The organism is Streptomyces yamdrokensis (assembly GCF_053890455.1).
On record NZ_CM132679.1, the window covers coordinates 5,362,908 to 5,387,276 of the forward strand.

General features: G+C 72.1%; 21 protein-coding genes. 7 read left to right on the top strand and 14 right to left on the bottom strand.

The genetic code is table 11. The features are described 5' to 3' along the window. The first annotated feature begins 145 nt into the window (after positions 1-145). Complete coding sequence (locus tag ACWZEH_RS24095; protein ID WP_456193185.1) at positions 146-2,701, top strand: ATP-binding protein; 2,556 nt, start codon at positions 146-148, stop codon at positions 2,699-2,701. Between the two features lie 124 nt (positions 2,702-2,825). On the opposite strand, the gene nucS is transcribed toward ACWZEH_RS24095, so the two are convergent. Further along, positions 2,826-3,497, bottom strand: a complete 672-nt coding sequence (gene nucS, locus ACWZEH_RS24100; RefSeq protein ID WP_456193186.1) for an endonuclease NucS — start codon at positions 3,495-3,497, stop codon at positions 2,826-2,828. Between the two features lie 368 nt (positions 3,498-3,865). Between nucS and ACWZEH_RS24105 the strand changes: the two genes are divergently transcribed. Next, positions 3,866-4,258, top strand: coding sequence for an SCO5389 family protein (locus tag ACWZEH_RS24105; RefSeq protein ID WP_042167610.1), 393 nt, complete (start codon positions 3,866-3,868; stop codon positions 4,256-4,258). Positions 4,259-4,346: 88 nt separating this feature from the next. Here ACWZEH_RS24105 and ACWZEH_RS24110 read toward each other — a convergent pair whose 3' ends face one another. After that, entirely contained in the window at positions 4,347-5,384 is a 1,038-nt protein-coding gene (locus ACWZEH_RS24110) for an LLM class flavin-dependent oxidoreductase (RefSeq protein ID WP_456193187.1), read from the bottom strand. A 249-nt stretch (positions 5,385-5,633) separates the two neighbouring features. On the opposite strand from ACWZEH_RS24110, the gene ACWZEH_RS24115 reads away from it, so the two are divergent. Next, the gene (locus ACWZEH_RS24115; RefSeq protein WP_456193188.1) at positions 5,634-5,966 is read left to right on the top strand and encodes an ATP/GTP-binding protein; all 333 of its coding nucleotides are present in this window, start codon (positions 5,634-5,636) and stop codon (positions 5,964-5,966) included. Positions 5,967-5,979: 13 nt separating this feature from the next. Here ACWZEH_RS24115 and ACWZEH_RS24120 read toward each other — a convergent pair whose 3' ends face one another. From ACWZEH_RS24120 to mce, 7 genes are all read right to left on the bottom strand, one after another. Continuing rightward, a complete protein-coding gene (locus tag ACWZEH_RS24120) occupies positions 5,980-6,852 on the bottom strand; it encodes an ABC transporter permease (RefSeq protein WP_456193189.1) in 873 nt (290 codons plus the stop codon). Continuing rightward, on the bottom strand, positions 6,849-8,150 hold the full coding sequence (locus ACWZEH_RS24125) for an ABC transporter ATP-binding protein (RefSeq protein ID WP_456193190.1): 1,302 nt from the start codon (positions 8,148-8,150) through the stop codon (positions 6,849-6,851). Before ACWZEH_RS24125 ends, ACWZEH_RS24120 begins: the two co-directional genes overlap by 4 nt. 157 nt (positions 8,151-8,307) lie before the next feature. Further along, positions 8,308-9,078, bottom strand: coding sequence for an ABC transporter permease (locus ACWZEH_RS24130; protein ID WP_456193191.1), 771 nt, complete (start codon positions 9,076-9,078; stop codon positions 8,308-8,310). Between the two features lie 2 nt (positions 9,079-9,080). Then, entirely contained in the window at positions 9,081-10,049 is a 969-nt protein-coding gene (locus ACWZEH_RS24135) for an ABC transporter ATP-binding protein (protein ID WP_456193192.1), read from the bottom strand. A gap of 101 nt (positions 10,050-10,150) precedes the next feature. Then, positions 10,151-11,086: a coiled-coil domain-containing protein gene (locus tag ACWZEH_RS24140; RefSeq protein ID WP_456193193.1), complete on the bottom strand. Its 936-nt coding sequence runs from the start codon at positions 11,084-11,086 to the stop codon at positions 10,151-10,153. A 235-nt stretch (positions 11,087-11,321) separates the two neighbouring features. Next, positions 11,322-15,170, bottom strand: a complete 3,849-nt coding sequence (gene scy / locus ACWZEH_RS24145) for a polarized growth protein Scy (RefSeq protein WP_456193194.1) — start codon at positions 15,168-15,170, stop codon at positions 11,322-11,324. A gap of 273 nt (positions 15,171-15,443) precedes the next feature. Continuing rightward, positions 15,444-15,884: a methylmalonyl-CoA epimerase gene (mce, locus tag ACWZEH_RS24150; RefSeq protein WP_384008828.1), complete on the bottom strand. Its 441-nt coding sequence runs from the start codon at positions 15,882-15,884 to the stop codon at positions 15,444-15,446. Between the two features lie 147 nt (positions 15,885-16,031). On the opposite strand from mce, the gene ACWZEH_RS24155 reads away from it, so the two are divergent. Together ACWZEH_RS24155 and meaB are read left to right on the top strand one after the other, a co-directional pair. Beyond that, the gene (locus ACWZEH_RS24155) at positions 16,032-17,273 is read left to right on the top strand and encodes an acetyl-CoA C-acetyltransferase (RefSeq protein WP_456193195.1); all 1,242 of its coding nucleotides are present in this window, start codon (positions 16,032-16,034) and stop codon (positions 17,271-17,273) included. Between the two features lie 62 nt (positions 17,274-17,335). Then, positions 17,336-18,292: a methylmalonyl Co-A mutase-associated GTPase MeaB gene (gene meaB, locus ACWZEH_RS24160; protein WP_456193196.1), complete on the top strand. Its 957-nt coding sequence runs from the start codon at positions 17,336-17,338 to the stop codon at positions 18,290-18,292. A gap of 115 nt (positions 18,293-18,407) precedes the next feature. Here the strand turns inward: meaB and ACWZEH_RS24165 are convergent, their stop codons facing one another. Then, complete coding sequence (locus tag ACWZEH_RS24165; protein ID WP_456193197.1) at positions 18,408-19,133, bottom strand: PepSY domain-containing protein; 726 nt, start codon at positions 19,131-19,133, stop codon at positions 18,408-18,410. 116 nt (positions 19,134-19,249) lie between these two features. Here ACWZEH_RS24165 and ACWZEH_RS24170 point away from each other — a divergent pair, with 116 nt between their 5' ends. Both ACWZEH_RS24170 and ACWZEH_RS24175 read left to right on the top strand, forming a co-directional pair. Further along, the gene (locus ACWZEH_RS24170) at positions 19,250-19,972 is read left to right on the top strand and encodes a response regulator transcription factor (RefSeq protein WP_456193198.1); all 723 of its coding nucleotides are present in this window, start codon (positions 19,250-19,252) and stop codon (positions 19,970-19,972) included. Then, positions 19,969-21,516, top strand: coding sequence for a sensor histidine kinase (locus ACWZEH_RS24175; RefSeq protein ID WP_456193199.1), 1,548 nt, complete (start codon positions 19,969-19,971; stop codon positions 21,514-21,516). The genes ACWZEH_RS24170 and ACWZEH_RS24175 overlap by 4 nt, the downstream gene beginning before the upstream one ends. A gap of 91 nt (positions 21,517-21,607) precedes the next feature. Here ACWZEH_RS24175 and ACWZEH_RS24180 read toward each other — a convergent pair whose 3' ends face one another. From ACWZEH_RS24180 to ACWZEH_RS24195, 4 genes are all read right to left on the bottom strand, one after another. Next, a complete protein-coding gene (locus tag ACWZEH_RS24180; RefSeq protein ID WP_456193200.1) occupies positions 21,608-22,084 on the bottom strand; it encodes a MarR family winged helix-turn-helix transcriptional regulator in 477 nt (158 codons plus the stop codon). A 101-nt stretch (positions 22,085-22,185) separates the two neighbouring features. Further along, positions 22,186-22,998, bottom strand: a complete 813-nt coding sequence (locus ACWZEH_RS24185) for an AIM24 family protein (protein ID WP_456193201.1) — start codon at positions 22,996-22,998, stop codon at positions 22,186-22,188. Further along, complete coding sequence (locus tag ACWZEH_RS24190) at positions 22,995-23,645, bottom strand: AIM24 family protein (protein WP_456193202.1); 651 nt, start codon at positions 23,643-23,645, stop codon at positions 22,995-22,997. Before ACWZEH_RS24190 ends, ACWZEH_RS24185 begins: the two co-directional genes overlap by 4 nt. A 1-nt stretch (position 23,646) precedes the next feature. Further along, the gene (locus ACWZEH_RS24195) at positions 23,647-24,279 is read right to left on the bottom strand and encodes an AIM24 family protein (protein WP_456193203.1); all 633 of its coding nucleotides are present in this window, start codon (positions 24,277-24,279) and stop codon (positions 23,647-23,649) included. Positions 24,280-24,369 lie beyond the last annotated feature (90 nt).

Below are 24,369 nucleotides of genomic sequence, written 5' to 3' on the forward strand. Positions count from 1 at the left end.
ACTGAGCGAAGGTTTAGGGTTCGGCTACCCGCCGCCTTGCAACCCTCGAGCGGGACCGGACCAGAAGCGACAGCGCGGTGTGCAGCGACACCGGGAGTCCGACGACAGGACCCAGGCACACAACGCTTTTGGGGGGCTAGGACCTATGGACCCGAACAATCCGGGACCCGAGGAGTACGGTCGCGACGGCGACGGGCACGCGCCCCGCCAGCGCCCGCCCAGGGATCCCCTCGCATCCGAAATCGGACAGCACGCGCCCGCACTCGCGCGCACGGTGCAGCTCGTCTCCGGCGACTACCTGCTCACCGTCAATCCCGTCGACGGCAGCGAGATAGAGCCCTGCCCGCCCGCCGAGCGGCCCGCCCGTCCGGTGAAGCTGACGGAGGCCGAGCGTGCCGGGACCGCCCGTGCCGCGAAGCCGCCCGTCCCGCCGGGGCCCGCCCAGGCCGAGCTGCCGCTGCTGGCCCGCCGGGACGAGCGCGAGAAGCTGGTCCGGCTGCTCGCCCGCGGCCGCTCCGTGCTCCTCACCGGGCCCGCGGGCTCCGGCCGCACCCGGCTGCTCGACACCGTCGCCGAGGACTGCGCGGACCTCGCCCCCGACGGCGTCATCCGCATCAACGGCCACCGCCGCAGCGCCGACGACCTGCTGTACGACCTCTTCTACGCCGTCCACGGCGCGCCCCTGCACCGCCCCGGCCGGGACGAGCTGGCCGACTGCCTGCGGGAGGTCGGCGCGGTCGTCGTCCTCGACGACCTCGGGTTCGGCGGGGCGGCCCTGGACGAACTGCTGGACGCCACCCCCGAGTGCGCCTTCCTGCTCGGCGCCACACCGGACGTGCCCGCCCCGTCCGCCGACTCCGGTGTCGAGGAGATCGCCCTCGAGGGCCTCGACCGCGCGGCCGGGCTGGAACTGCTGGAGCACGCCGTCGGCCGGCGCCTCACCGAGGACGAGTCGAACTGGGCCGGTGACCTCTGGTTCGAGTCCGAGGGTCTGCCGCTGCGCTTCGTCCAGGCCGGCGCCCTGCTGCGGCAGCGCGACCGGCTGCGCGCCGGGACCAGCGCCGTCGACGAGTTCGGTGTCTTCGAGGACACCCCGCCCGAGGACCTGCCCGAGGGGGCCGTCGAGGGCGAGGAGATCCCGCTGCCCTCGCTCGGCGAGGCCGCCGCCCCCGCCCCGCTGCTGGCCTCCCGGCTCAGCACCTCCGCCCGCGCCACCCTGAGGTTCGCCGTCGCGCTCGGCGGTGAACTCCCGCACCGGGCACACCTGCCCGCGCTGGTCGGCGACACCCACGCCGACGCCGCGCTCGGTGAACTGGCCGCGTGCGGACTGGTCTCCGCCGTCGGCTCCCACTACCGGCTCGCCGCCGGTGTACCGGCCCAGCTGGAGGCCGCCGGGTACACCGACGAGTCCGAGGCGCAGGCCCGTACCGCCGCCCAGCACTACGCCTGGTGGACCGGGCACCCCTCGGTCACCCCCGAGCGGGTCTGCGCCGAGGCCGACGCCGTGCTCGCCGCGCTCGGCCTGCTGTCGCCGCTCGGCTCGTCCGGTGGCGAGGGCGAGCCCAGCACCGCCGTGCAGCTCGCCCGCTCCGCCGCACCCGCGTTCGCCGCGGGCCTGCACTGGAGCGCCTGGGAGCGGGCGCTGCGGGCCGGGGCGGAGGCCGCCCGGCTCGCCGGGAACGTGGCGGAGGAGGCCTACTTCCACCACGAGCTCGGCATCCACGCCCTGTGCACCGATGATCTCGACCGTGCCCGCGCCGAGCTGGAAACCTCCATCGGCCTGCGCGGCGCCCTCGCCGACAAGCGCGGCACCGTCGCCGGACGCCGCGCGCTGGCCCTGGTCGCCGACCGCTCCGGCATCCCGATGACGCCGACCGCGGGGGAGGAGGTGCCCGACGCCCACTACGAGGAGTCGGTGTCGCCGCCCCGCGGGGTGCCGACGGCCTTTCCGGAGCTCCAGCCGCCTGCCGACACCGGGCTGATCGTCCACCGCGCCGCGCCCGTGCCCGGGCCCGCGCCCGCCTACAAGACGGCAGGCGGCCTGAAGGGCATGGCCAGGCGCAACCTGGTGGCGGCCGGCGCGGGCGCGCTGCTCGTGGCCGTGCTGGGCACGGTGGTCACCCTCGGAGCCACCTCGGAGAACGACGCGGGCACTCCGTCGGAGAACGTCGGCGTCAACCCGTCCGCGAGCCAGGGCGTCGACGACGGCAGCCTGGGCGCCGACCCGCGTGCCGACGAGAACGGCGACACCGGTGACGCCACCAGCCGGCCGACCGATCCCGGCCCGGACGGCACCCTCGGCACCTCGGACGACCCGACGCCGACGGCCACCGGGTCGGGTGAGCCCTCGGACGACCCGAGCGGCACGGAGGAACCGGACGATCCGACCACCGGCACGAGTCCGTCGAAGTCCCCCGGGCCGTCGGGGCCGTCCGGCGAGCCGTCGGACTCCGAGGACCCGCCGGATCCCACCGGGGACCCGTCCCCGGATCCGTCCGAGGAGGAGCCCGAAGAACCGACCGAAGAACCGACCGACGACGATCCGACGGAGGAGCCCCCGCCGCCCGAGACGTCCAACTCGGCGAGCGGCCCGGCACCCTCCACCCCGGCCGGGACGGAGTCGGAGGCGAGCAGCTCGGCGAGCGCCCCGCAGAGCGGCGACGCGGGCACGCCCAGCAGCTCCGGGACGACGGTGATCTGACGGACGTCACCACGCGACGAAGGGCCGGACCCCTCTCCTGGAACCCGAGGGGAGGAATCCGGCCCTTTGCATATGCCGTGGTGACGTGACGGGGTCGCCGCGGCGCCGGACACCGCGGCGACGGTCAGAACAGACGCAGCTTGTCGTCCTCGATGCCCCGCATCGCGTCGTAGTCGAGGACCTGGCAGCCGATGCCCCGGTCGGTGGCGAGCACCCGGGCCTGCGGCTTGATCTCCTGGGCGGCGAACACACCGCGCACCGGGGCGAGATGCGGATCGCGGTTCAACAGCTCCAGATAGCGCGTGAGTTGCTCCACGCCGTCGATCTCACCGCGTCGCTTGATCTCCACCGCGACCGTCTGTCCCCCGGCGTCGCGGCAGAGGATGTCGACCGGGCCGATGGCGGTCATGTACTCGCGGCGGATGAGGGTGTAGCCCTCGCCGAGCGTTTCGATGCGGTCCGCCAGCAACTCCTGGAGGTGCGCTTCCACACCGTCCTTGATCAGGCCGGGATCGACACCCAGTTCGTGCGAGGAGTCGTGCAGGACCTCCTCCATCGTGATGATGAGTTTCTCGCCCGCCTTGTTGACGACGGTCCAGACCCCCTCCTCGTCGCCGGTGCCCTCCTTGAGGGCACAGGGCGGCGACATCCAGTTCAAGGGCTTGTAGGCCCGGTCGTCGGCGTGGATGGACACGCTGCCGTCCGCCTTGACCAGGATCAGACGGGGTGCCGAGGGCAGGTGCGCGGTGAGCCGCCCGGCGTAGTCCACGGAGCAGCGGGCAATGACGAGACGCATGGTCGGCAACGCTACTCGACGGGCCGGGGTCGAGGCGATTCGCCCTCACGGGCACCCCGCCGGCGCACCCGCGCACAGCACCGCGGCAGGCCCCGCACAGCCCTCGCACAGCACGTGCCACCGACTTCCAGGAGCCCCTCCGGGCCCACACGGCCCGTCCTGTATCTCCTGGAAAACGCGTGTTCGCCGATGGCCGATTACCGGCCCACAGGAAGTCCCGCATCCGGGGATTCGCCTGGTGCGGTCACGGTCCGTTGCTTACGGTATTGAACGGGAGGTCGCGAAGTATGTACACAGCGTGTCGAAATTTGCGAGCTCCCTTATCTGTCAGGCAACCCCCGCCCTGCGGGGGTGCGAGAGGAGAACCCATGTCGCTCGACGTCTCACCGGCCCTACTCGAACAGGCCGAGCGAGGCGAGGTCGACGAAGCTGACTTCGTCGACTGCGTCCGGACCTCCCTGCCCTACGCATGGGAGATGATCAGTTCCCTGGTGGCCCAGCTGAAGGTCGACGGCGGAGAGTTCGCCGACAACCAGACGCCCCCGCCGGACGAGCAGGCGCGCGGCCAGCTGTTGCGTGCGCTCGCGAGTGACGCGATACGCGGCGCGCTGCAGCGGCACTTCGGTGTCCGGCTGGCCTTCCAGAACTGCCACCGGGTGGCCGTGTTCCCGCTGGACTCCTCGGTCGACGAGAGGCTGGCCAAGTTCACCTCGGTCCGCGGACAACTGCTGAACCAGTCACCGGAACTGCGCGACTGCTGACGCACCACGTCGGTCGCTTGCCGCTCCGTACGCGGAGGCGCGGTTTCTGTACCGGAGCGGCAAGTCACCATCGGACCCCCCGGCTCGTTCAGGGCCTGTCGGCGAGTTGGGGGATCACCTCGCGGCCGAGCCGCCGCACGGTCTCCTCGGTCGCCGCGAGGTCGCCGGACCCCTCGACGAGCAGCGCGAACCGGGAGATGCCGGTCCGCTCCCCGGTCGCGGCGAGCCGGTCCGCGCACAGCCGCGGGGTGCCCACCGGGTGCAGCCCGCAGAGCAGTTCGGTGTAGGCCAGCGGGTCACGCATCCGCCGCCGGCGGCCGTCCACCGTGACATGGGCCCCGAGCCCCTGCCGCAGCCAGCCCGGCATCGCCTTCAGCAGCGCCTCCGTCGCGTCGGTGCGCCGGTCGGCGATCTGGCAGACACCGGCCGACACGTGGGACGCCCGGCGGATCTCCGGCGCAGGCCGTCCGCACGTGCGCGCGTGCCGTGTCCACAGGGCGACCATCTCGGCCTTCTCCTCGTCCCCGACGTGCATGCCGAGCAGCATCGGCAGCCCGCGCTCGGCGGCGAGCCGCACGCTCGCCGGGGAGGTGCAGGCGACCACGACCTCGGGGCCTGCGGCCTCGGTGAGGGCTTCCGACGGGCGTGGCACGACGGGTACTTCACGGAAGCGGTAGCGCTCGCCGTCGGCCGCGACGGACGGTTCGCGCAGCCAGCGCATCAGCAGGTCGAGTGATTCCGGGAACCCCTGTTCGTACGCCCTCAGGCCGGCGCCGAACACCTCCAGGTCGACCCACGGCCCGCCGCGCCCGACGCCCAGGGAGAACCGGCCGCCGCTGGCGACGTGCAGCAGCGCGGCCTGCTCGCCGAGCGCCACCGGGTGGACGGTGGGCAGCACGCTCACCGCCGTACCGACACGGATGCGGCGGGTGCGGCCGAGCAGTAACGCCGCCAGGGTGATCGCCGACGGACAGGTGCCGTACGGCACGAAGTGGTGCTCGCCCAGCCAGACCGCGTCCAGCCCCGCCTCCTCCGCCAGTTCGGCGGAACGGACCGCTCGGTGCAGCGCCTCCCCTTCGCCCTGCCCGGGGAACTGGGCGCCCAACACGAAACTTCCAACGCGCATCGCTTTCCTGCTTCCTTGGCTCCGACGCGGAGCTCCCCCGCAGGGCATAACCGTCCGACACGTGCCGAGGACACGGCCGGGAGGGGGAATCTACGGATTGTCTACAGAATGGGCGGTCCGGGAGCCGGTGTTGCGCCACCGGGAAGTGAGGCTTGTGATGATTGGTTCCGTACGCGTACCCGGCTCCGCCCCGCGTAGGCTTGATGCGGTCCCTGCATCCTGTACAGCCCCCCCCCCGTGAGGTGTCCCGTGTCCCCGCGTCGCAACCGAGCCAAGGGAGCCGGTTCGTCCGGCAGGAGCGCCGAGGCCGACCGGTCCGGGCGCTACGGCGGCTGGCAGTCCGCCGAGAGCTGGCGGGGCGAGGAGTGGAACGTACGGCATGTGGCGGGGTCCAGCGCCCAGGGCAAGGCGTACCGCTGCCCCGGCTGCGACCAGTTGATCCCGGACGGGGTGCCGCACGTGGTGGCCTGGCCGGACCACTCGGGGGTCGACGAACGCCGGCACTGGCACAAGTCCTGCTGGAACGCCAGGGACCGCCGCACCACGCGGGTGCAGCGGTCCCGTAACGCGCCGAGGTTCTGAGGCCTCCGAACCCCTAGACGTCCCGCCTTCCGAGGAGGGCGAGGGCGGCGCCGAACGTCACGGCCGTGAGCCCGAGCATGATCCACAGCGGGTCCCAGCCGGACGGGCCGGACGCGCTGAGGGAGTTGGCGTAGAAGATGCTCAGCTGGTTCGGGATGGAGTACTCGAACAGCGCGGTGCGCACGCCCTCCAGCGACGAGGCGAACATGAACATCGCGATCACCAGCGGGGCGAGCACGGCGCCGATCATGAGGGTGATGGCGCCAGCCGAGTGCCGGACGATCGAGCCGACGGCCAGCGAGAGCGTGCCGAGCAGCGCGATGTAGAACGAGATGCCGACGGTGGCCTTCAGCCACTCGCCCCCGGTGGGCTGGTCCGCGTTGTTGCCCTCCAGCATGGCCACGTGCAGGAACGCGACGATCGTCGCGGACACCAGCGTGACCACGAAGGCGATCAGGAAGAACACCAGGGCCTTCGCCGCGAGCACCCGGCCGCGCGAGGGACAGGCCACCATGGTGGTGCGGATCATGCCGGTGCCGTACTCCGAGGCGGTGGTCAGCACGCCCAGCGTGATGATGCACATGATGCCCAGGAGCAGGCCGAAGAAGCCCATGGAGAGCGCGTTCTGACCACCGAGGTCCGGCTCGGTGCTCGCCACCACCACACCGGTCAGCAGGCCGATGCCGACGACGAGGAGCACGAACACGCCCAGCGTCCACATCGTGGAGCGCACCGACTTGATCTTCGTCCACTCGGAGGCGAGCGCATGTCCGAAGTGGGTGCGCACCACCGGGATCGGCGAGGTGTAGCCGGGGTACGGGGATCCGGGCGCAGCCGTCTGCCATGCGGGCGCGGCCTGCTGCGTCGGGGGCTGGGGCGTGCTCATCGGGCGTCCTCGGGCTTGGTCACGTCGGAGCCGGCCGGGCCGGCCGGGGCAGCGGGGGCGGCCTGCGACGCGGCCGGAGCGGCGGCCGGCGCGGCCGACGGGGGAGCGGGCGGGGCGGTCACCGGAGCGGCGCCCCTGCCGGGCTGCGGGACGGGCCGGGCGTACGGGTTGGCCACCGGTGCGGCCGGGGCCGCCGCGGGGCCGGCCGGAGTGCCGTACGGGCCCGCGGGGGTCTGCGGTGCGCCCGGCGCCGCCGCGAACCGCTGACCGCCCTGCTGGGGCGGCGGCGGGGCGTACCAGCCGGGCTGGCCCTGACCCGGCACCGGCAGTGGCGGCTGCGCGCCCGGCGGGAGGGGCTCCTGGAGCCCCTCCTTCTGGTCGGTGGTCGAGCGGTAGTCGACCGCGCCCTGCGTCATCCGCATGTACGCCTCCTCCAGCGAGGCCTGGTGCGGGGACAGCTCCCACAGCCGTACGCCGGCCTCGTGGGCGATGTCGCTCAGGCGGGGCAGCGGCAGTCCCGTCACCCGCAGCGCGCCGTCCTGCTCGGGCAGTACGTGGCCGCCCGCCTCGGTGAGCGCGGCGGACAGCTTCTCGCGCTGCTGCGGCTCGGTGTCCGGGGTGCGCACCCGGGCGAAGTCGGCGGAGTTCGCGGAGATGAAGTCCCCCACGCTCATGTCGGACAGCAACTGCCCCCGACCGATCACGATGAGGTGGTCGGCGGTCACCGCCATCTCGCTCATCAGGTGGGAGGAGACGAAGACCGTACGGCCCTCCGCGGCGAGCGTCTTCATCAGGGTGCGCACCCAGAGGATGCCCTCGGGGTCGAGGCCGTTGACCGGCTCGTCGAAGAGCAGCACCTGGGGGTCGCCGAGCAGCGCGGCGGCGATGCCCAGCCGCTGGCCCATGCCCAGGGAGAAGCCCTTGGAACGCCGTCGCGCCACCTCGTGCAGCCCGACCACGCCCAGTACCTCGTCGACGCGGCGGGCCGGGATGCCGGACAGCTGGGCCAGGCTCAGCAGGTGGCTGCGGGCGGACCGGCCGCCGTGCACCGCCTTGGCGTCCAGCAGGGCGCCGACCTGCCGGGCGGCGTTGGGCAGCCTGCGGTAGGGATAGCCGCCGATCGTGACATGGCCCGCGGTGGGGTTGTCGAGACCGAGGATCATCCGCATCGTCGTCGACTTGCCCGAGCCGTTGGGTCCGAGGAAGCCGGTGACGGCGCCGGGCCGCACCTGGAAGGAAAGGTTGTACACAGCGGTTTTGTCGCCGTACCGCTTGGTCAGGCCGACTGCCTCGATCATGCTCCGCCCCATCGAGAGGTTCAGGACAACGAGGGCGCACACCCCCGTAAGGGTTAGGAGGATATCGAGAGGCTGACGGTTCCGCTCAAGGCGAGGTAAAAACAGGCCCGCCCCTTCGCGTCCTCTGCGCCTTTCCTCCGCGTCCCCTCCGCGTCCTCTACGCGTCACGCCTCCTCAGCAGCAGATAGCCGCCGGCGAGCGCCGCGACCACCCACAGCACCATGATGCCGAGCCCGCCCCAGGGCCCGTACGGGGTGTCGTCGCCGAGCGGTGTGACCACCTGCATGATCCTGCTGCCGGCCTGGTCCGGCAGGAACCGGCCGACCTTCTCCGTCGCGGGGACGTTGCCCAGGATGTTGGAGATCAGGAAGAAGAACGGCATCAGGATGCCCAGTGACAGCATCGGGGAGCGCAGCATCGTGGCGACGCCCATCGAGAACATCGCGATCAGCGTCATGTACAGGCCGCCGCCGATCACGGCCCGCAGCACGCCCTCGTCGCCCAGGGACGCCTTGTGCTCGCCGAGCATCGCCTGCCCGAGGAAGAAGGCGGCGAAGCTGGTGGCCATGCTCACGACGAGCGCGAGCGCGGTCGCCACGCCGAGCTTGCCGGCCAGGAAGCTCCCCCGCTGCGGCACGGCCGCCAGCGAGGTGCGGATCATGCCGGTGCTGTACTCGTTCGACACCACCAGCACCCCGAACACGATCATCGCGAGCTGACCGAGACTCATCCCCGCGAAGCTGGTGAGCGTCGGGTCGAAGGAGAGCCGGTCCCGGGCGTTCATGGTGTCGAACCCGTTCGCCGACAGGGCCGAGATCAGCACGCCGAGCGCGATGGTGACGACCACCGCCAGGGAGAGCGTCCACACGGTGGACGCCACCGACCGGATCTTGGTCCACTCGGACCGGATGACCTGCGCCGCCGCCATGCTCAGCCCCTCTTCCAGCCGTCGCCCCACTGCTGTCCGTCGCCCCACTGCCGCGGGGAGGCGGGCGCGTCGGAGTGCGCGTGGTACTCCACCGACTCCGCGGTCAACCGCATGAACGCCTCCTCCAGGGAGGCCCGCTGCGGGCTCAGCTCGTGCAGCACCAGCTGGTGCCGGGCCGCCAGCTCCCCGATCCGCTCCGCCCCGGCGCCGTCCACCTCCAGCGCCCCGCCGCTCTCCACGGCCGTGAGGCCGGCCTCGTGCAGCACGTCCAGCAGCCGCTCCCGCTGCGGGGAGCGGATCCGGACGTACGCGCGGGAGTTGCGCGCGATGAAATCGGCCATGGAGGTGTCGGCGAGCAGCCGGCCCTGCCCGATGACGACGAGGTGGTCGGCGGTCAGTGCCATCTCGCTCATCAGGTGGGAGGAGACGAAGACCGTACGGCCCTGCGCGGCGAGCGTCTTCATCAGGGTGCGGATCCAGTGGATGCCCTCGGGGTCGAGCCCGTTGACCGGTTCGTCGAACATCAGGATGCGCGGATCGCCGAGCAGCGCGCCGGCGATGCCGAGCCGCTGGCCCATGCCGAGCGAGAACCCCTTGGCCTTCTTCCCCGCCACCGACGACAGCCCCACCGTGTCCAGCACCTCGTGCACCCGCTGCCGGGGGATGCCGTTGCTCTGGGCGAGGCACAGCAGGTGGTCGAAGGCGCTGCGGCCGCCGTGCACGGCCTTGGCGTCGAGCAGGGCGCCGATGTACTTCAACGGATCCCTGAGCCCGTCGTAGTGCCTGCCGTCGATCCGGACGTCACCGGCGGTGGGCCGGTCCAGGCCCAGCATCATCCGCATGGTGGTGGACTTGCCCGCGCCGTTGGGACCGAGGAAGCCCGTGACGATGCCCGGTCCGACGGTGAACGTCAGGTTGTTGACCGCGACCTTCTCGCCGTACCGCTTGGTCAGCCCCACGAGTTCGATCATGCGGCAACGCTAGAACGGGACGAAGCCCTCTGCCACCTCAGTGGCAGAGGGCTTCGCCGATGTTCAGCCACGGTGTTCCGGTCGGTGACCGGAACCGCTGGTTACCGCGTCTGCTGGGCCGGGACCCCGCGGGAGGCGGGCTCCTCCTCGGCCGGCGAACCGGCCGCGGCCACCGCGGCGCCCGTGAGCGTCGCCAGCATCTCGCGGACGTTGGTCAGCTGGGCGTTGATGGAGTCGCGGCGGTTGGTCAGCGCCGCGAGCTCCCGCTCGGATTCCGAACGGATCCGGTCGGCCTTGGCGTTGGCGTCGGCCACGATGTCCTCGGCCTGGCGCTGGGCGGTCTCCACCGTCTGGCGGGCCCGGCGCTCGGCGTCCGTACGCAGCTTCTCGGCCTCCAGGCGCAGCTGCTCCGCCCGGTGCTCGATCTCGGCCAGACGCTTCTCGGCCTTGGCCTGACGCGACGCCAGGTCGCGCTCGGACTGCTCGCGGCGCTTGGCGAGGTTCGTCTCGAAGTCGGCGGCGGCCTGCGCGGCCTTCGCGCGGGTCTCCTCGAAGAGGGCGTCCGCCTCCTCGCGCTTGGACTGGGCGTCCTTCTGGGCGTCCGACCGCAGCTGCGCGGCCTCGCTCTGCGCCTTCTCGATGATCCGGGTGCCGTCGTCCTCGGCCTTGGCCTTGCGCTCGGCGGAGTACGACTCCGCGTCGTTGCGCACCTGCTGGGCGGCGGACTCGGCGAGCTCGCGGTGCTGCTCGGACGCGCGCCGAGCCTCCTCGCGGAGGTCCTTCGCCTCCTCCTCGGCCAGGCGCAGGATCTTCTCCACCCGCGCGCCGAGCCCCGCGTACGACGGCTCGGCGTCGGTGACCTGGGCCTGGGCGTTCTGCGTCTCGAGGTGGAGCTCTTCGATGCGCTTTTCCAGAGCGGTGATGCGGGCGAGAGCGCTGTCACGGTCGGAGACGAGCTTGGAGATTCGTTCGTCCACCTGAGCGCGGTCGTATCCACGCCGCACAAGCTCGAAGCCGTAGGGGGAAGTGTCGCTCATGGGGTTCCTGTCGAATGAGACCGGTGAGGTGATAGGGGGAATCCTAGGGGCCGAAGCGCTGTGTCATCGAGCGGATGCACGTTTGATACGGAGAATGACACCCCTTTTGAGTGGCTGACCCCCGGAGCGCTTGCCAAGTTCATGCTCAAACCCCCTTACTGGCAGGGGATTTGACCTGGCAGTAAGGGATTTCACTCACCCTCGAAGGATTTTGCCCGGTTGGTGGCGGGAAGTCCTAACCGTCCGAAGACTTGCTCCGCTGGCCGGGCGTACCGGCCGCCGCGGCCGCCTTGACCCCGTTGTCCTTGCCGCCGCCGGGCGCCTCGAACGACTCCAGCGCCTCCAGGACGTCCTGCACGCGCGAGATCTCGACGTTGATGTCCTCGCGCCGCCGCACCAGGACCTCCAGCTCGCGCCTGCCCTCCTCGACCGTGGCCCGCGCCTCGCGGACCGCCTCGGCCTTCAGCTCCTCGGCCTCCCTGACCAGCGCGGCCTTCTTCTGCTCGGCCTCCTTCAGGAGACCCTCGGCCTTCTTCACCGCGGCGATACGCACCTTGCCCGCCTCGGAGTTGGCCTCGGACACGAGCTCCTTGGCCTTCGCCTGCGCCTTGGCCAGCTGCTCCTCGGACGCCTTGATCAGCGCGTCGCAGCGGTCGCCGGTGGACTTCATCGTCTCGGACGCCTCACGGCGGGCCCGCTCGTGCAACTCCTCGATCTCCCTGGTGATCCGGTCCCGCAGCTCCTCGGCCCGCTCCCTGATCCGGGTCGCGTCCCGGCGGGCCCCGATCAGCAGCTCGTCCGCGTCCGTACGGGACTTCTCCACCCGGGTGTTGCCCTCGATCGTCGCCTCGGAGACGAGCCGGCCGGCCTCGGCGCGGGCGGCGCCGACCATCGAGTCGGCCTGGGCCTCCGCGTCCGCCGTGGTCTTCTGCGCCTGCTGCTGCGCCTCGGCGAGCAGCTTGTCCGCCTCGGCGGCGGTCTCCGTGATGAGGGTGTCGACCTGCTCGGCCGCCTCCGAACGCCGCTTGTTGGCGTCCTTGCGGGCCTCGTCGAGGGTGCGCTCGGCCTCCTCGCGCGCGGACGTCACCAACAGGTCCGCCTCCCGCTCCGCGTCGGCCTTGAGCCGCGCGGACTCGCCGCGGACCCGCTCCGCGTGCTGCTGCGCCGAACCGGCCGTCTGGGACGCCTCGGCCCGCAGCCGCTCCGCGTCGCCGGACGCGTCCGCGATCAGCTTCTCGGCCTTGGCCACCGACTCCGTGCGCAGCCGGTCGGTCTCCGCGATCGTCTCCGCGGTGAGCCGCTCCGCCTCGCCGCGCGCCTCCGTGATCAGGGTGTCCACCTGGGCCGCCGCGTCCGAACGGATCCGGTTGGCGTCCTTGCGGGCCTCGGCGCGGGTGCGCGCGGCGGTCTGCTCGGCCTCGGCGACCGCGTCCGACGCCTCCGTACGCATCCGCCGGGTCTGCTCGGAGACCTCCGAACGGACCCGGTCCGCCTCGGTGATCGCATCGGAGACCGTGCGCTCGGCGAGCGCCTTGGCGGCCTCCGTCTCCTCCTGCGCCTCGCGCCGCAGCCGGGCCGCGTCCTCGCCGGCCCGCTCCCGCTCCGCGTAGGCGTCGGCCCGGACCCGCTCAGACTCCTCCTGCGCCTCGCGTCGCGCGCGGTCCGCCGCGTGCTCGGCGGCCTGGCGCAGCCCGGTGATCTCGTCCTGCGCCTGCTCGTGCAGCCCCGCGACCGAGTCCCGTACCTGCTGGGCGTGCTGCTCGGCCGCCGACACCATCTCGGTGGCGCGCCGGTCGGCCTCCTCGACCAGCCGTACGGCCTCGGCCTGCGCCTCCTCCACCCGCTTGCGGGCCGACGCCAGCAGCTCCTCGCTCTGCTCCCGGGCCCGCTCGCGCTCCTGGTCGGCCTCCGTGCGGGCCGCGCCCAGCAGCTCCTCCGCCTCGCGCCGGCGCCGGGCGGCCTCCTCCTGCGCGCCGGCCAGCGTCTCCTGCGCCTCCGCGCCGAGCCGCTCGGCGGCGGCCAGGGCCTCGGCCCGCATCCGGTCTGCGCTGTCCTGCGCCTCGGACTTCAGCCGCTCCGCCTCCGCCGCGGCTTCCGACCGCAGCCGCACGGCCACGGACTCGCCCTCCGCGCGGGAGGCCGACGCGTCCGCGGCCGCCTCGTCGCGCAGCCGCTCCGCCTCCGCCTCCGCCTGCCGGCGCAGCGCACGGCCCCGCTCCGCCGCCTCGGCGCGCAGCCGCTCGGCCTCGTCCGCCGCCTCCCGGCGGATACGGGCCGCCTCCTCGCGGGCGTCGCTCAGCGCCTGCTCGGCCGAGGCGAGCCGCTCCTCGGCCTCCGTGTGCAGCCGGGTCAGCTCCTCGGCGGCCTCCGCGCGGCGCGCGGTGACGGCCCGCTCGGCCTCCTCGTGGACCTCGCGCGCGACCCGCTCGGCGTCCTCCTTGAGCGCGTCGGCCTGCTCGACGGCGTCCGCGCGGTGCCGCTCCGCCTCCATGCGGGTGCGGTCCAGGGTCTCCTCGGCCTGCCGGCGCAGCGCCGTGGCGCGCTCTATGGCCTCGGTACGGACCTTCTCGCTGTCCGTCTGCGCGGTGGAACGCAGCTCGTCGGCGTCCGCCTTCGCCTTGGCCAGCAGCTCCTCGGCGGACCGGGCGGCCTCCTCGATCTGCGACACGGCCTGCTTACGGGCCTCCGCGCGGATCTTCTCGCCCTCGGCGACCGCGTCGGCGCGCAGGTGCTCGGCCTCGCCGCGCAGCCGGCGGGCCTCCTCCTGGAGCTCGACCGTCTTGGCCCGGTACTCCTTGGTGTCGTCCTTCGCCGCACCCTTGAGCTGCGTGGCGATGTCGTGTGCCTCGGCGCGCAGCCGGTCCGCCTCCGCCTCGGCCTCACCACGGATCCGCGCGGCCTCCTCGGCCGCCTCCCTGGTGGTCCGCTTGGCTTCCTCCGACGCCTTGTTGAGCACGTCCTCGGCGGTCCGGGCCGCCTTCGACAACTGGGTGGCGCTCTCCTCGGCGGTGAGCGTACGGGCCCTCTCGGAGGCCTCCGCGACGATCTTCTCCGCCTCCGCGCGGGCGTCCGCGACGATCTGCTCGGCGTCCGCCTTGGTGGTCTCGGCCTCCTTGGTGGCCTCGGTGACCAGCCGGGCGACCTGCTCCTTGGCCGTACGCGTACGGGTCTCGTTGGCGGACTCGGCGGAGGCCAGCGCCTTCGACGCGGCCTCCTTCGCCTCGGCGAGCACCTTGTCCGCCTCGGCGCGGGCCGTGCGCAGAGCCTCCTCGGCGTCCGCCATGCGCTGCTCGGCGGCCCTGGCGAGTTCCTGGGCCTCGCGGCGGGCGGACTCCGACTCGCTGGCCGTCGACGTCCGCAGCTGCTCGGCGTGGTCGGTGGCCTCCTGCGCCTGCGTGGAGGCGGCGCTCAGCAGCCGCTCGGCCTCCGCGCGGGCCCGGCGCAGCGTCTGGTCGGCCTCCGTGCGGGCGGCCTCGGCCTCGCTGCGCAGCCGGTGACGGGCCTCGGCGGTCACCCGTTCGGCCTCCGCGCGGGCTGCGGCCAGGGCCTGCTCGGCCTCCGCGCGGGACTCGTCGAGGAGCCGGCGGGCCTGCTGCTCGGAACGGGCCCGGACCTGCTCGGCCCACGCCACGTTCTCGTTGACGTGCGACTCGACGGTCTGCCTGCGCTCCGCCAGCTCCTGGTCGAGCTGCTGGCGCCGGGTCACGGCCTCCTGGTGCAGCTCGGACTGGAGCCGGGCCGCCTGCTCGGCGTGCTCCTGGAGGATCCGCTGGGTCTGCGCACGGACCTGGCTCAGCTCGCGTTCGGCGTCCGCGCGGAGCTGGTCGGCCTGCACCTGCGCGTTGCGCAGCATCTGCTCGGCCTGGTAGCCGATGTCACCGCCCTCGTAGGCGGGCCGGGACATGATGGTGCGCCGCGCCTCGTGCAGCTTGGCACGCAGCACCTCGACCTGGTAGCCGAGGTCGTCGGCGTGCTGGATCGCCTTTTCCCGCTCGGTCTTCAGCCGCTTCATCTCGGCTTCGAACCGAGAGAGGTGGTCGACGTCAGCCGCCGGATCTCGCTCCTGGCTCTCGTAGCCCCGCACTGCGCGGTCCCATCCGTCCCCTGGTCGCAACTCTGGCCGAGTCCCGTCCGTCCGACGAACGGGACTCCCGGGGAATGGTGTCAGATCAACGGAGGAACATGCGCTGCTGCCCCCGCGCTCGCCCCCCGAAACCCGGACCCCGGTACGTCCTGCTGTCAGGACCGGCGACGCTCACCCGAACGGAGGCAGTCGTCGCCTTGCTGACGGCAGGACCCGATCGCCCTGGATCGAGCGGCGACCGCACCCAACCCTACCGGCCCTTATGTACGTGGGTCAGTGCTCAGGTGACTCAACTGGCGCCGAAGTGACCAGTTCTGTCAGTACGCCATGACAGTCCTTGGGGTGCAGGAAGGTGATTCGTGACCCCATGGAGCCGCGTCGGGGCTCTTCGTACAGCACACGTACCCCCTTGTCCTTGATCGCGGTGGCCTCGGCGTCGACGTCCGCCGTGCCGAAGGCGATGTGGTGGACTCCCTCGCCGTTCTTCGCGAGCCACTTCGCGACGGTGGAGTCCTCCCGGGTCGGCTCCAGCAGCTGGAGGTAGGACGCGCCTCCGTCCGAGGTCTCGTTGATCTTCAGCATGGCCTCGCGCACCCCCTGCTCCTCGTTGACCTCGGAGTGGAACACCTCGAAGCCGTAGGTGGCCCGGTAGAACTCCACGGTCGCGTCGAGGTCGTGGCAGGCGATTCCGATGTGGTCGATTCGCGTCAGCATGGATTCAGTGGAACGGTCCCCAGGCGGTTACGCAACGTGCGCGCGATCACACCGACGGCCCGATGACGGGGCCGACCGCGGATCAGTACATTCGAAGTAAACCCTCGTTCACTCCTCGGCTGTGCAGCCGGAAGGGGATCGCAGCTCATGGCTTCTGCATCTTCCGAAACTTCCGCACCATCCGCCTCGTCCGCGGCGAACGGCACGACGTCCGTCATCGTCGCGGGCGCCCGGACCCCGATGGGCCGGTTGCTCGGCTCGCTCAAGTCCTTCTCGGGAGCCGACCTCGGCGGCTTCGCGATCAAGGCCGCCCTCGACCGTGCGGGGATCGGCGGCGACCAGGTCCAGTACGTGATCATGGGGCAGGTGCTCCAGGCCGGGGCAGGGCAGATCCCGGCACGCCAGGCCGCCGCCAAGGCCGGCATCCCGATGAACGTCCCGGCGCTCACCGTCAACAAGGTGTGCCTGTCCGGCCTCGACGCGATCGCGCTGGCCGACCAGCTGATCCGGGCCGGCGAGTTCGACGTGGTCGTCGCCGGCGGCCAGGAGTCCATGACCAACGCCCCGCACCTGCTGCCGAAGTCCCGGGAGGGCTTCAAGTACGGCGCGGTCCAGATGATCGACGCCATGGCGTACGACGGTCTGACCGACTCCTTCGAGAACGTCGCCATGGGCGAGTCCACCGAGAAGCACAACACCCGCCTCGGCATCGGCCGCCCGGAGCAGGACGAGATCGCCGCCCTGTCCCACCAGCGGGCCGCCGCAGCACAGAAGAACGGCATCTTCGAGGCGGAGATCACTCCCGTCGAGATCCCGCAGCGCAAGGGCGACCCGGTCCTCTTCAGCCAGGACGAGGGCATCCGCGCCGACACCACCGCCGAGTCGCTGGGCAAGCTGCGCCCCGCCTTCGCCAAGGACGGCACGATCACCGCCGGTTCCTCCTCCCAGATCTCGGACGGTGCGGCGGCCGTGGTCGTGATGAGCAAGGCCAGGGCGCAGGAGCTCGGCCTCGAGTGGATCGCCGAGATCGGTGCCCACGGCAACGTGGCGGGACCCGACAACTCCCTGCAGTCGCAGCCGTCCAACGCGATCGCCCACGCCCTCGGGAAGGAGGGCCTCGAGGTGTCCGACCTGGACCTCGTCGAGATCAACGAGGCTTTCGCGGCGGTGGCCGTGCAGTCAATGAAGGACCTCGGCGTGTCCACGGAAAAGGTGAACGTCAACGGCGGCGCCATCGCCCTGGGGCACCCGATCGGGATGTCCGGTGCCCGTCTGGTGCTGCACCTGGCGCTGGAACTGAAGCGGCGCGGCGGCGGCGTCGGCGCGGCGGCGCTGTGCGGCGGCGGCGGGCAGGGTGACGCGCTGATCGTGCGGGTACCCAAGGCCTGAGCGAACCGATCGTCTCTTTCGTCCGTAGGTCTTGACGGGTCTTACTTGTGAACGGAGCAGTGATGCAGGACGTCTCCACTCTGGTGGCACGGGCCAGGGAGGGCGCGCCGCGCGCCGTGGCCCGGCTGATCTCCCTGGTGGAGGGGGCGTCCCCGCAGCTGAGGGAGGTCATGGCGGCCCTGGCGCCGCTGACCGGCAACGCGTACGTGGTCGGTCTGACCGGTTCGCCGGGCGTCGGCAAGTCGACGTCCACCTCGGCGCTGGTGAGCGCGTACCGCAGACAGGGCAAGCGGGTCGGCGTCCTGGCCGTCGACCCGTCCTCGCCGTTCTCCGGCGGCGCGCTGCTCGGCGACCGGGTCCGGATGTCGGAGCACGCCTCCGATCCCGGCGTCTACATCCGTTCCATGGCGACCCGCGGTCACCTGGGCGGCCTCGCCTGGTCCGCGCCGCAGGCCATCCGCGTCCTGGACGCGGCCGGCTGCGACGTGGTCCTGGTGGAGACGGTCGGCGTAGGCCAGTCGGAGGTGGAGATCGCCTCCCAGGCCGACACGTCGGTGGTACTCCTCGCCCCCGGCATGGGCGACGGGATCCAGGCGGCCAAGGCCGGAATCCTGGAGATCGGCGACGTCTACGTCGTCAACAAGGCCGACCGCGACGGCGCCGACGCCACCGCCCGCGAGCTGAACCACATGCTGGGCCTCGGCGAGGCCCGCGCCCCCGGTGACTGGCGGCCCCCGATCGTCAAGACCGTCGCCTCGCGCGGGGAGGGCGTCGACGAGGTCGTCGAGGCCCTGGAGAAGCACCGCGCGTGGATGGAGGAGCACGGGGTCCTGGCGGAGCGCCGGCTGGCCCGCGCGGCCCGCGAGGTCGAGACGATCGCCGTCACGACCCTGCGGGAGCGCATCGGCGACCTGCACGGCGACCGCCGCCTGGGCGCGCTGGCGGAACGGATCCTCGGCGGCGAGCTGGATCCGTACCGCGCGGCGGACGAACTGGTGGCGGGGCTGACGCGGGGCTGACGCGGGGCTGAGGCGGGGCAGGGCCGGCAGGAACGCACGGGCAGGGCGGTGCGGGCGCATTCGCCCGCACCGCCCTGTTCACGTGGCAGGTTCACAGACCCGCCCGGAACTCCGCTCAGTGGTCGTCGCGGTCGTCGTCGCCACGGTCGTCGTTGTCGTCCGAGTTGTCGTCGTCCGCGGTGACCTTGCCGCTGTTCGGGTCGACCAGCCACTCCCGGTCGTCCCCGCCGGCGGTGACCGTCCCGGCCTCCCAGCCCTTGGTGTCGTCGTCCAGGTCCACCGAGGTCACGGCACCCTCGGCGGCAGCCGCCCTCGCGGCCTCCTCGGCCGTCACCGACGTGCCCTTCAGCGCGGCGCGCGCCTCGGCGGTGTCGTCGTCATCGTCACCGTCGTCGTCCCGCTCCGAGCCCAGGACCTTGCCGCTGCCCGGGTCGATCCACACGCTGTGCCAGGTGTCGCCGCCGCCGAGGATGTCGACCTCCCAGGCCGCCTTGCCGCGGTGGTCGTCGTCATCGTCGTCGTCCATCTCGACGGAGACCGCGGTGCCCGACCGGTGCTTCAGCGCGGCGGCGACGGCCTCGGCCGCGGTCACGTCGGCGGAGAGCGCCCGGGAGTCGTCGTCCAGGTCGTCAGGGGCGTCGCGGTCGTCACGGTCGTCACGGTCTTCGTCAGCGTCGCCGTCGCTCCGGTCGTCGGCCCGGCCGTCGTCGTCCGATCCCCGCGTCTTTGCCTGGTTCGTGGTCGTCGGCTCGTCGTCACCCGAGACCGCGATGGCCGTCGCGGTGCCTCCGCCGACCAGTGCCGCGGCGGTGACGACGGCGATCACGATGTTGCGCTTCATGTGGGTTCCTCCCCAGTCGCTGCGTTTTCGACGTTCTCAATCTCGCCGATCGATGCTGAGAGGAACCTGAAACCGCCTGAAGTGATCTTCAGGTTCGCTCTGCGACCCTTGTGCGCATGCGCCCACCCGTCGCCCACCACCACCCCGCCGGAGGCGCTTCGCGCCGCACCTCCCGATTGTTGATCGTGGAGGACGAGAAGCGGCTGGCCCTGTCCCTCGCGAAGGGTCTGGCCGCCGAGGGATACGCCGTGGACGTCGTCCACGACGGACGGGAGGGCCTGCACCGGGTCACGGAGGGCGCGTACGACCTGGTGATCCTCGACATCATGCTGCCCGGTCTCAACGGCTACCGCGTCTGCGCCGCCCTGCGCGCCGCCGGACACGAGGTGCCGATCCTGATGCTCACCGCCAAGGACGGCGAGTACGACGAGGCCGAGGGCCTGGACACCGGCGCCGACGACTACCTCACCAAGCCGTTCTCCTACGTGGTCCTCGTCGCCCGGGTGAAGGCGCTGCTGCGCCGCCGGGGACAGGGCGCCGGGACCTCGTCGCTGCACGTGCTCGGAGACCTGAAGGTGGACACCGCCGCCCGCCGGGTCTTCCTGGCCGAGGACGAGGTGACGCTCACCGCCAAGGAGTTCTCCGTGCTCGAGCAGCTGGTGCTGCGGGCCGGCGAGGTCGTGTCCAAGCCGGAGATCCTGGAGCACGTCTGGGACTTCGCCTACGAGGGCGACCCGAACATCGTCGAGGTCTACGTCAGCGCCCTGCGCCGCAAGCTGCGCGCCGGGCTGATCCGGACCGTGCGCGGTGCCGGGTACCGGCTGGAGACCGCGCCGTGACCCGCCTGTTCGGCTCGGTCCGCTCCCGGGCGACGCTCGGAGCCACCCTCGTGGTCCTGGTGGCCCTCGTCGTCACCGGTGCCGCGGTCCTGCAGGCGCTGCGCTCCAACCTGACCGCCGAGGCGGGCACCCAGGCGGAGCGCACGGCGCGGGCGGTCGCCGCCGAACTCGCCGCGCGGACCCCGTACGACCAGCTGTCCGGGCTGGACAGCGAGACCGGGCCCGTACAGGTCGTCGACGAGGACGGGAACCTCGTCGCGGCCACCGAGGACCTGCGGAGGATCACCGGCACGACCACCGACCAGGTCGAGCCCCGCCCGTCGTCCTCCCCTTCGCCCTCCGCGTCGGCGCCCCCCTCGCCGTCGGCTCCGGCCCGCGACGACGATGACGACGACGATGACGACGACGATTCCGACGACGACGATTCCGACGGCGACGGCGACGACACCGAGGCCCCGCGGAGCCCTGTCGCCTCGGAGGACTCCGGAGAGTCCGGACCCTCCCTCGCCCCCGGCGAGACCGGCCGGCAGACCACCTTCAGCAGCGGCGCCGCGACCATGGACGGGGACACCGCGGACTACCGCTTCGCGGCCGTGGACGTGCGGACCCACGAGCGGGGCCTGCTCACCGTCTACGCGGGCGCCCCGCTGGCCGCCGAACACAGCGCCGTACGCACCGCGCTGACCGTCATGCTGATCGGCTTCCCGCTGCTGGCGGCACTGGTCGCCGGGATGACCTGGACGGTCACCGGGCGTGCCCTGCGTCCGGTCGCCGGTATCCGCGAGGAAATGGCCGCGATCACCGCGTCCGAGGACCTCACGCGCCGGGTCCCGGAACCGGCGACCCACGACGAGATCGCCCGGCTCGCCCGCACCACCAACGAGACGCTCACGGCCCTGGAGACGTCCGTGGAGCGTCAGCGGCGGTTCGTCGCCGACGCCTCGCACGAGCTGCGCAGCCCGATCGCCTCCCTGCGCACCCAGCTGGAGGTCGCCGCGGCGCACCCCGAACTCCTCGACCTGGACGGCGCCGTCGAGGACACCGTGCGGCTCCAGCACCTCGCCGCCGACCTGCTGCTGCTCGCCCGCCTTGACGCGGGGGAGCGGCCCGTCGACGCGCGGGTCGACCTGGCCGCGCTGGCCCGGGAGGAGGCGGCGGGACGCACGGGGGTGACCGTGGACGTGGAGCCGGGGGAGCCGGCGGAGGTGGCCGGGTCGCGGGGACAGCTGGCCCGGGTGCTCGGCAACCTGCTCGACAACGGACGCAGGCACGCCCGCGAGAGGGTCTCGGTGACCGTGCGGCGGGAGGGCGACCGGGCGGTGCTCGGGGTCGCCGACGACGGCGACGGGGTGGCCGAGGCCGACCGGGAGCGGATCTTCGAGCGGTTCGTCCGGCTGGACGCCGCCCGCAGCCGCGACGACGGCGGGGCCGGTCTGGGCCTCGCCATCGCGCGGGACGTCGCCGTACGGCACGGCGGGACGCTCACGGCGGGCGCGGCGCCCTCGGGCGGAGCCCTGTTCGAACTCCGTCTGCCGCTCGTCTGACAGGACCGGAGCGGGCCGGGCCCGGCCGGGTGGGACATCACCCGGCCGGATCACCGGGTCACCGGATCACCGGATCACCGGGCCGGCCGGGTCAGAAACGCCCGCGCTCTCCGCGCAGGTGCTCGGCAATGGGTTTCAGGGCTTTGTCCAGCTCGCCGAGGGTCTCGGGGGAGAGCAGGTCGATGAAGTGCCGGCGGACCGACGCCACGTGATGCGGCGCGACCTTCTGCATGGTCTCCATGCCGAGGTCGGTGAGGACGGCGAAGAGACCGCGCCGGTCGGACTCGCAGTTCTCCCGCCGGACCAGGTCCGCGTTCTCCATACGGGTGACCTGGTGCGAGAGGCGGCTCTTGGACTGGAGGGTGGCGGCGGCGAGGTCGCTCATCCGCATCCGGCGGTCCTCCGACTCGGAGAGGTTCACCAGGATCTCGTAGTCGTTCATTGTCAGGCCGAAGGGCTGCAGATCCTTTTCGAGCTGGTACGTCAACAGCCTGTTGACCTCCAGGTGGGTGCGCCAGGCGCACTGCTCCGCATTGGTCAGCCAGCGCGTGGCCGTCTCGGTCTCCATGAATGAAGTCTACCTAAAAAGTTGAAAGGCGAACTAATGAGGGTTTTTCTGTGACGGTGACGGCGTGCACGCGTTCGATGTCACACTCCGCAGACTACCGCTCACAGCCCGAAGCGACGCTGGAGGTCTCCCAGCTGTCCGGGAAGGCGCGGTGCCCCCGCGCCCTGCCCGTGCGTTCCGGGCGCCCCGCCGCCGGGCACTCCCGGCTGCTGCGGGGTGACCCCCGTGGCCTGCTCCGGCATCAGCGACTCGGACGACTGCAGCAGTACGGTGCCGGCCCCCGCGAACTCGAACTGGTGCTCCTCGCCGGAGGCCCCGCCGAGGCCCGTCAGTGCACGTAGACCACCCATGACGCCGGTCATGTACCCGTGGTCGTAGTGGTGGCACGGGGAGGGGCAGTCCGCCCACCCGACCAGCGCCTGCGGATCCACCCGGAGCGGGGGTTCCATGAACACCACCGGGCCGTTGGACGCGGCCACGAACTTTCCGGTTCCGATGAGCGTCAGGAAACCCGGCACGATCGACTGCTTCAGCGACAGACTTGGCTGAAAAGCGAGCAGATTGCCCGAGCGAATGGTCAGGTTGCCGTCCTCGAGGTCGTACGAATTCACGTCGAACGCCCGGTCGGCGAGGAGCATCCTGCCCGAGCCCTCCGCCACGACCCAGTCACTCGCGTGCAGAGGCGAATGGAACGACGTACGGACAATCCGGTCGAGCCGGCCGTGCCCGATGCCGTTGAACTCGATCGTGCCGTAGTAGGCGATCATCTTCCCCTTCTGCAGGAACCACTGGCTCCCCGCGAGCTCCACGCAGAAGGTGTAGTGATCGACGTTGTCGTCGGCCGGCAGCGTCGTCGGGTCGAAGACCGTCACGCCCGGCTGCGGGCCCGCGCCCGGGGCTCCGTACGTACTCAAAGCTTCTCCTCCGAGGCCTGGACGAACACCGAGCCGCTGCCGCTGAGCTCCAGTTGGAATGCCTCGCCGGAACCCCGCCCCACCATGTCCCGCCAGCCGAGCGCGGTGGACAGCTTGTTGCGGACGTCGCCGTGATGGGCGACGTAGGCCTGCGGGTCGACGTGGATCGGGCGCTGCGGCGTGATCGGGATCTCGATCACGCCCCCGTGCGCCATGACCGCCACGGAGCCGTGTCCCTTGAGCGTGGTGGTGAACAGGCCCTGACCGGAGACCTGGCCCCGGACCATGCCCATCACCCCGCCCTGCGACCCCAGGAACATCGTGCCCTGCTCCAGCGTGCCCTCGAACGCCAGCAGGCGGTCCGCCTCGACGTACAGGGTGTCCCCGGAGAGGTCGATCACCTGGATGTGGTGGCCGCCGTGCCCGAACAGGACCGTGCCGTCGCCCTCGACGGTCATCAGGGGCGTGTCCTCGCCCGCCACCCGCCGGCCGATCATCGAGCGGAGCCCGCCCTGGCCGCCCGTCGTGCTGGGGGTGAAGCCGACCTCGCCCCGGTAGGCGAGCATCGCGCCCCGCTGGCTGAACAGCCGCCGGCCGGGCACCACGGTCGCCTCGACGACCTTCGAGTTGATCTCCCGGAAGGGCATGTCAGACGTCCCCCGCGATCGTGTTCCGCTCGCTGGGCTGGACGTACACCAGTCCGTCGCCCTCGAACCGCATCTGGAACGCCTCGCCGCCGCCCTCCCCGAGCAGCGTGCGGAACGTCACCCCGGACTGGAGGGACTGGCGAAGACTCCCCTGGTGGGCCACGTACGCGCCGGGGTCGACGGTCAGCGGGTACTGCGGGGCGACCCGGAGCACCACCGCGGGGCCGTCCGACATGATCGCCGCCTGCCCGTGGCCCTCCACGGTGGTCGTGAACAGCCCGTTGCCCTGCGAGGCACCGCGCAGGCCGGTGAAACCCGTCCCCGTGCGCAGGCCGCCGTCGGTCGCCAGCAGGTTGCTCGACTCCACGTAGAGCGTGTCCCCCCGAAGGCCGACCAGGTTGATCTCGGCGGCCCGGTCCGCGAACCAGCAGACCCCGCGCCCCTTCACCTCCATCACCGTCATCTGCTCGCCGGTCAGCCGCCGGGTCACCATCCCCCGGATGCCGTCCCCGCCGCCGCTGAGCTTCCTGAACGCCATGTCGCCGTCGTACGCGACCATCGAGCCGTTCTTCGCCTTCACGGCGTCCCCGGTCATCTCGACGGCGAGCACCTTGCTGCTCTGAAGTCGGAACATCGCCACGTGTGTGACGGTAACCGCAGCCCCGCCCCCGGAACAGGTCCTGTCGGGGGACATGCACCCTGAAGATTCCCCCAGGGGGCCCCA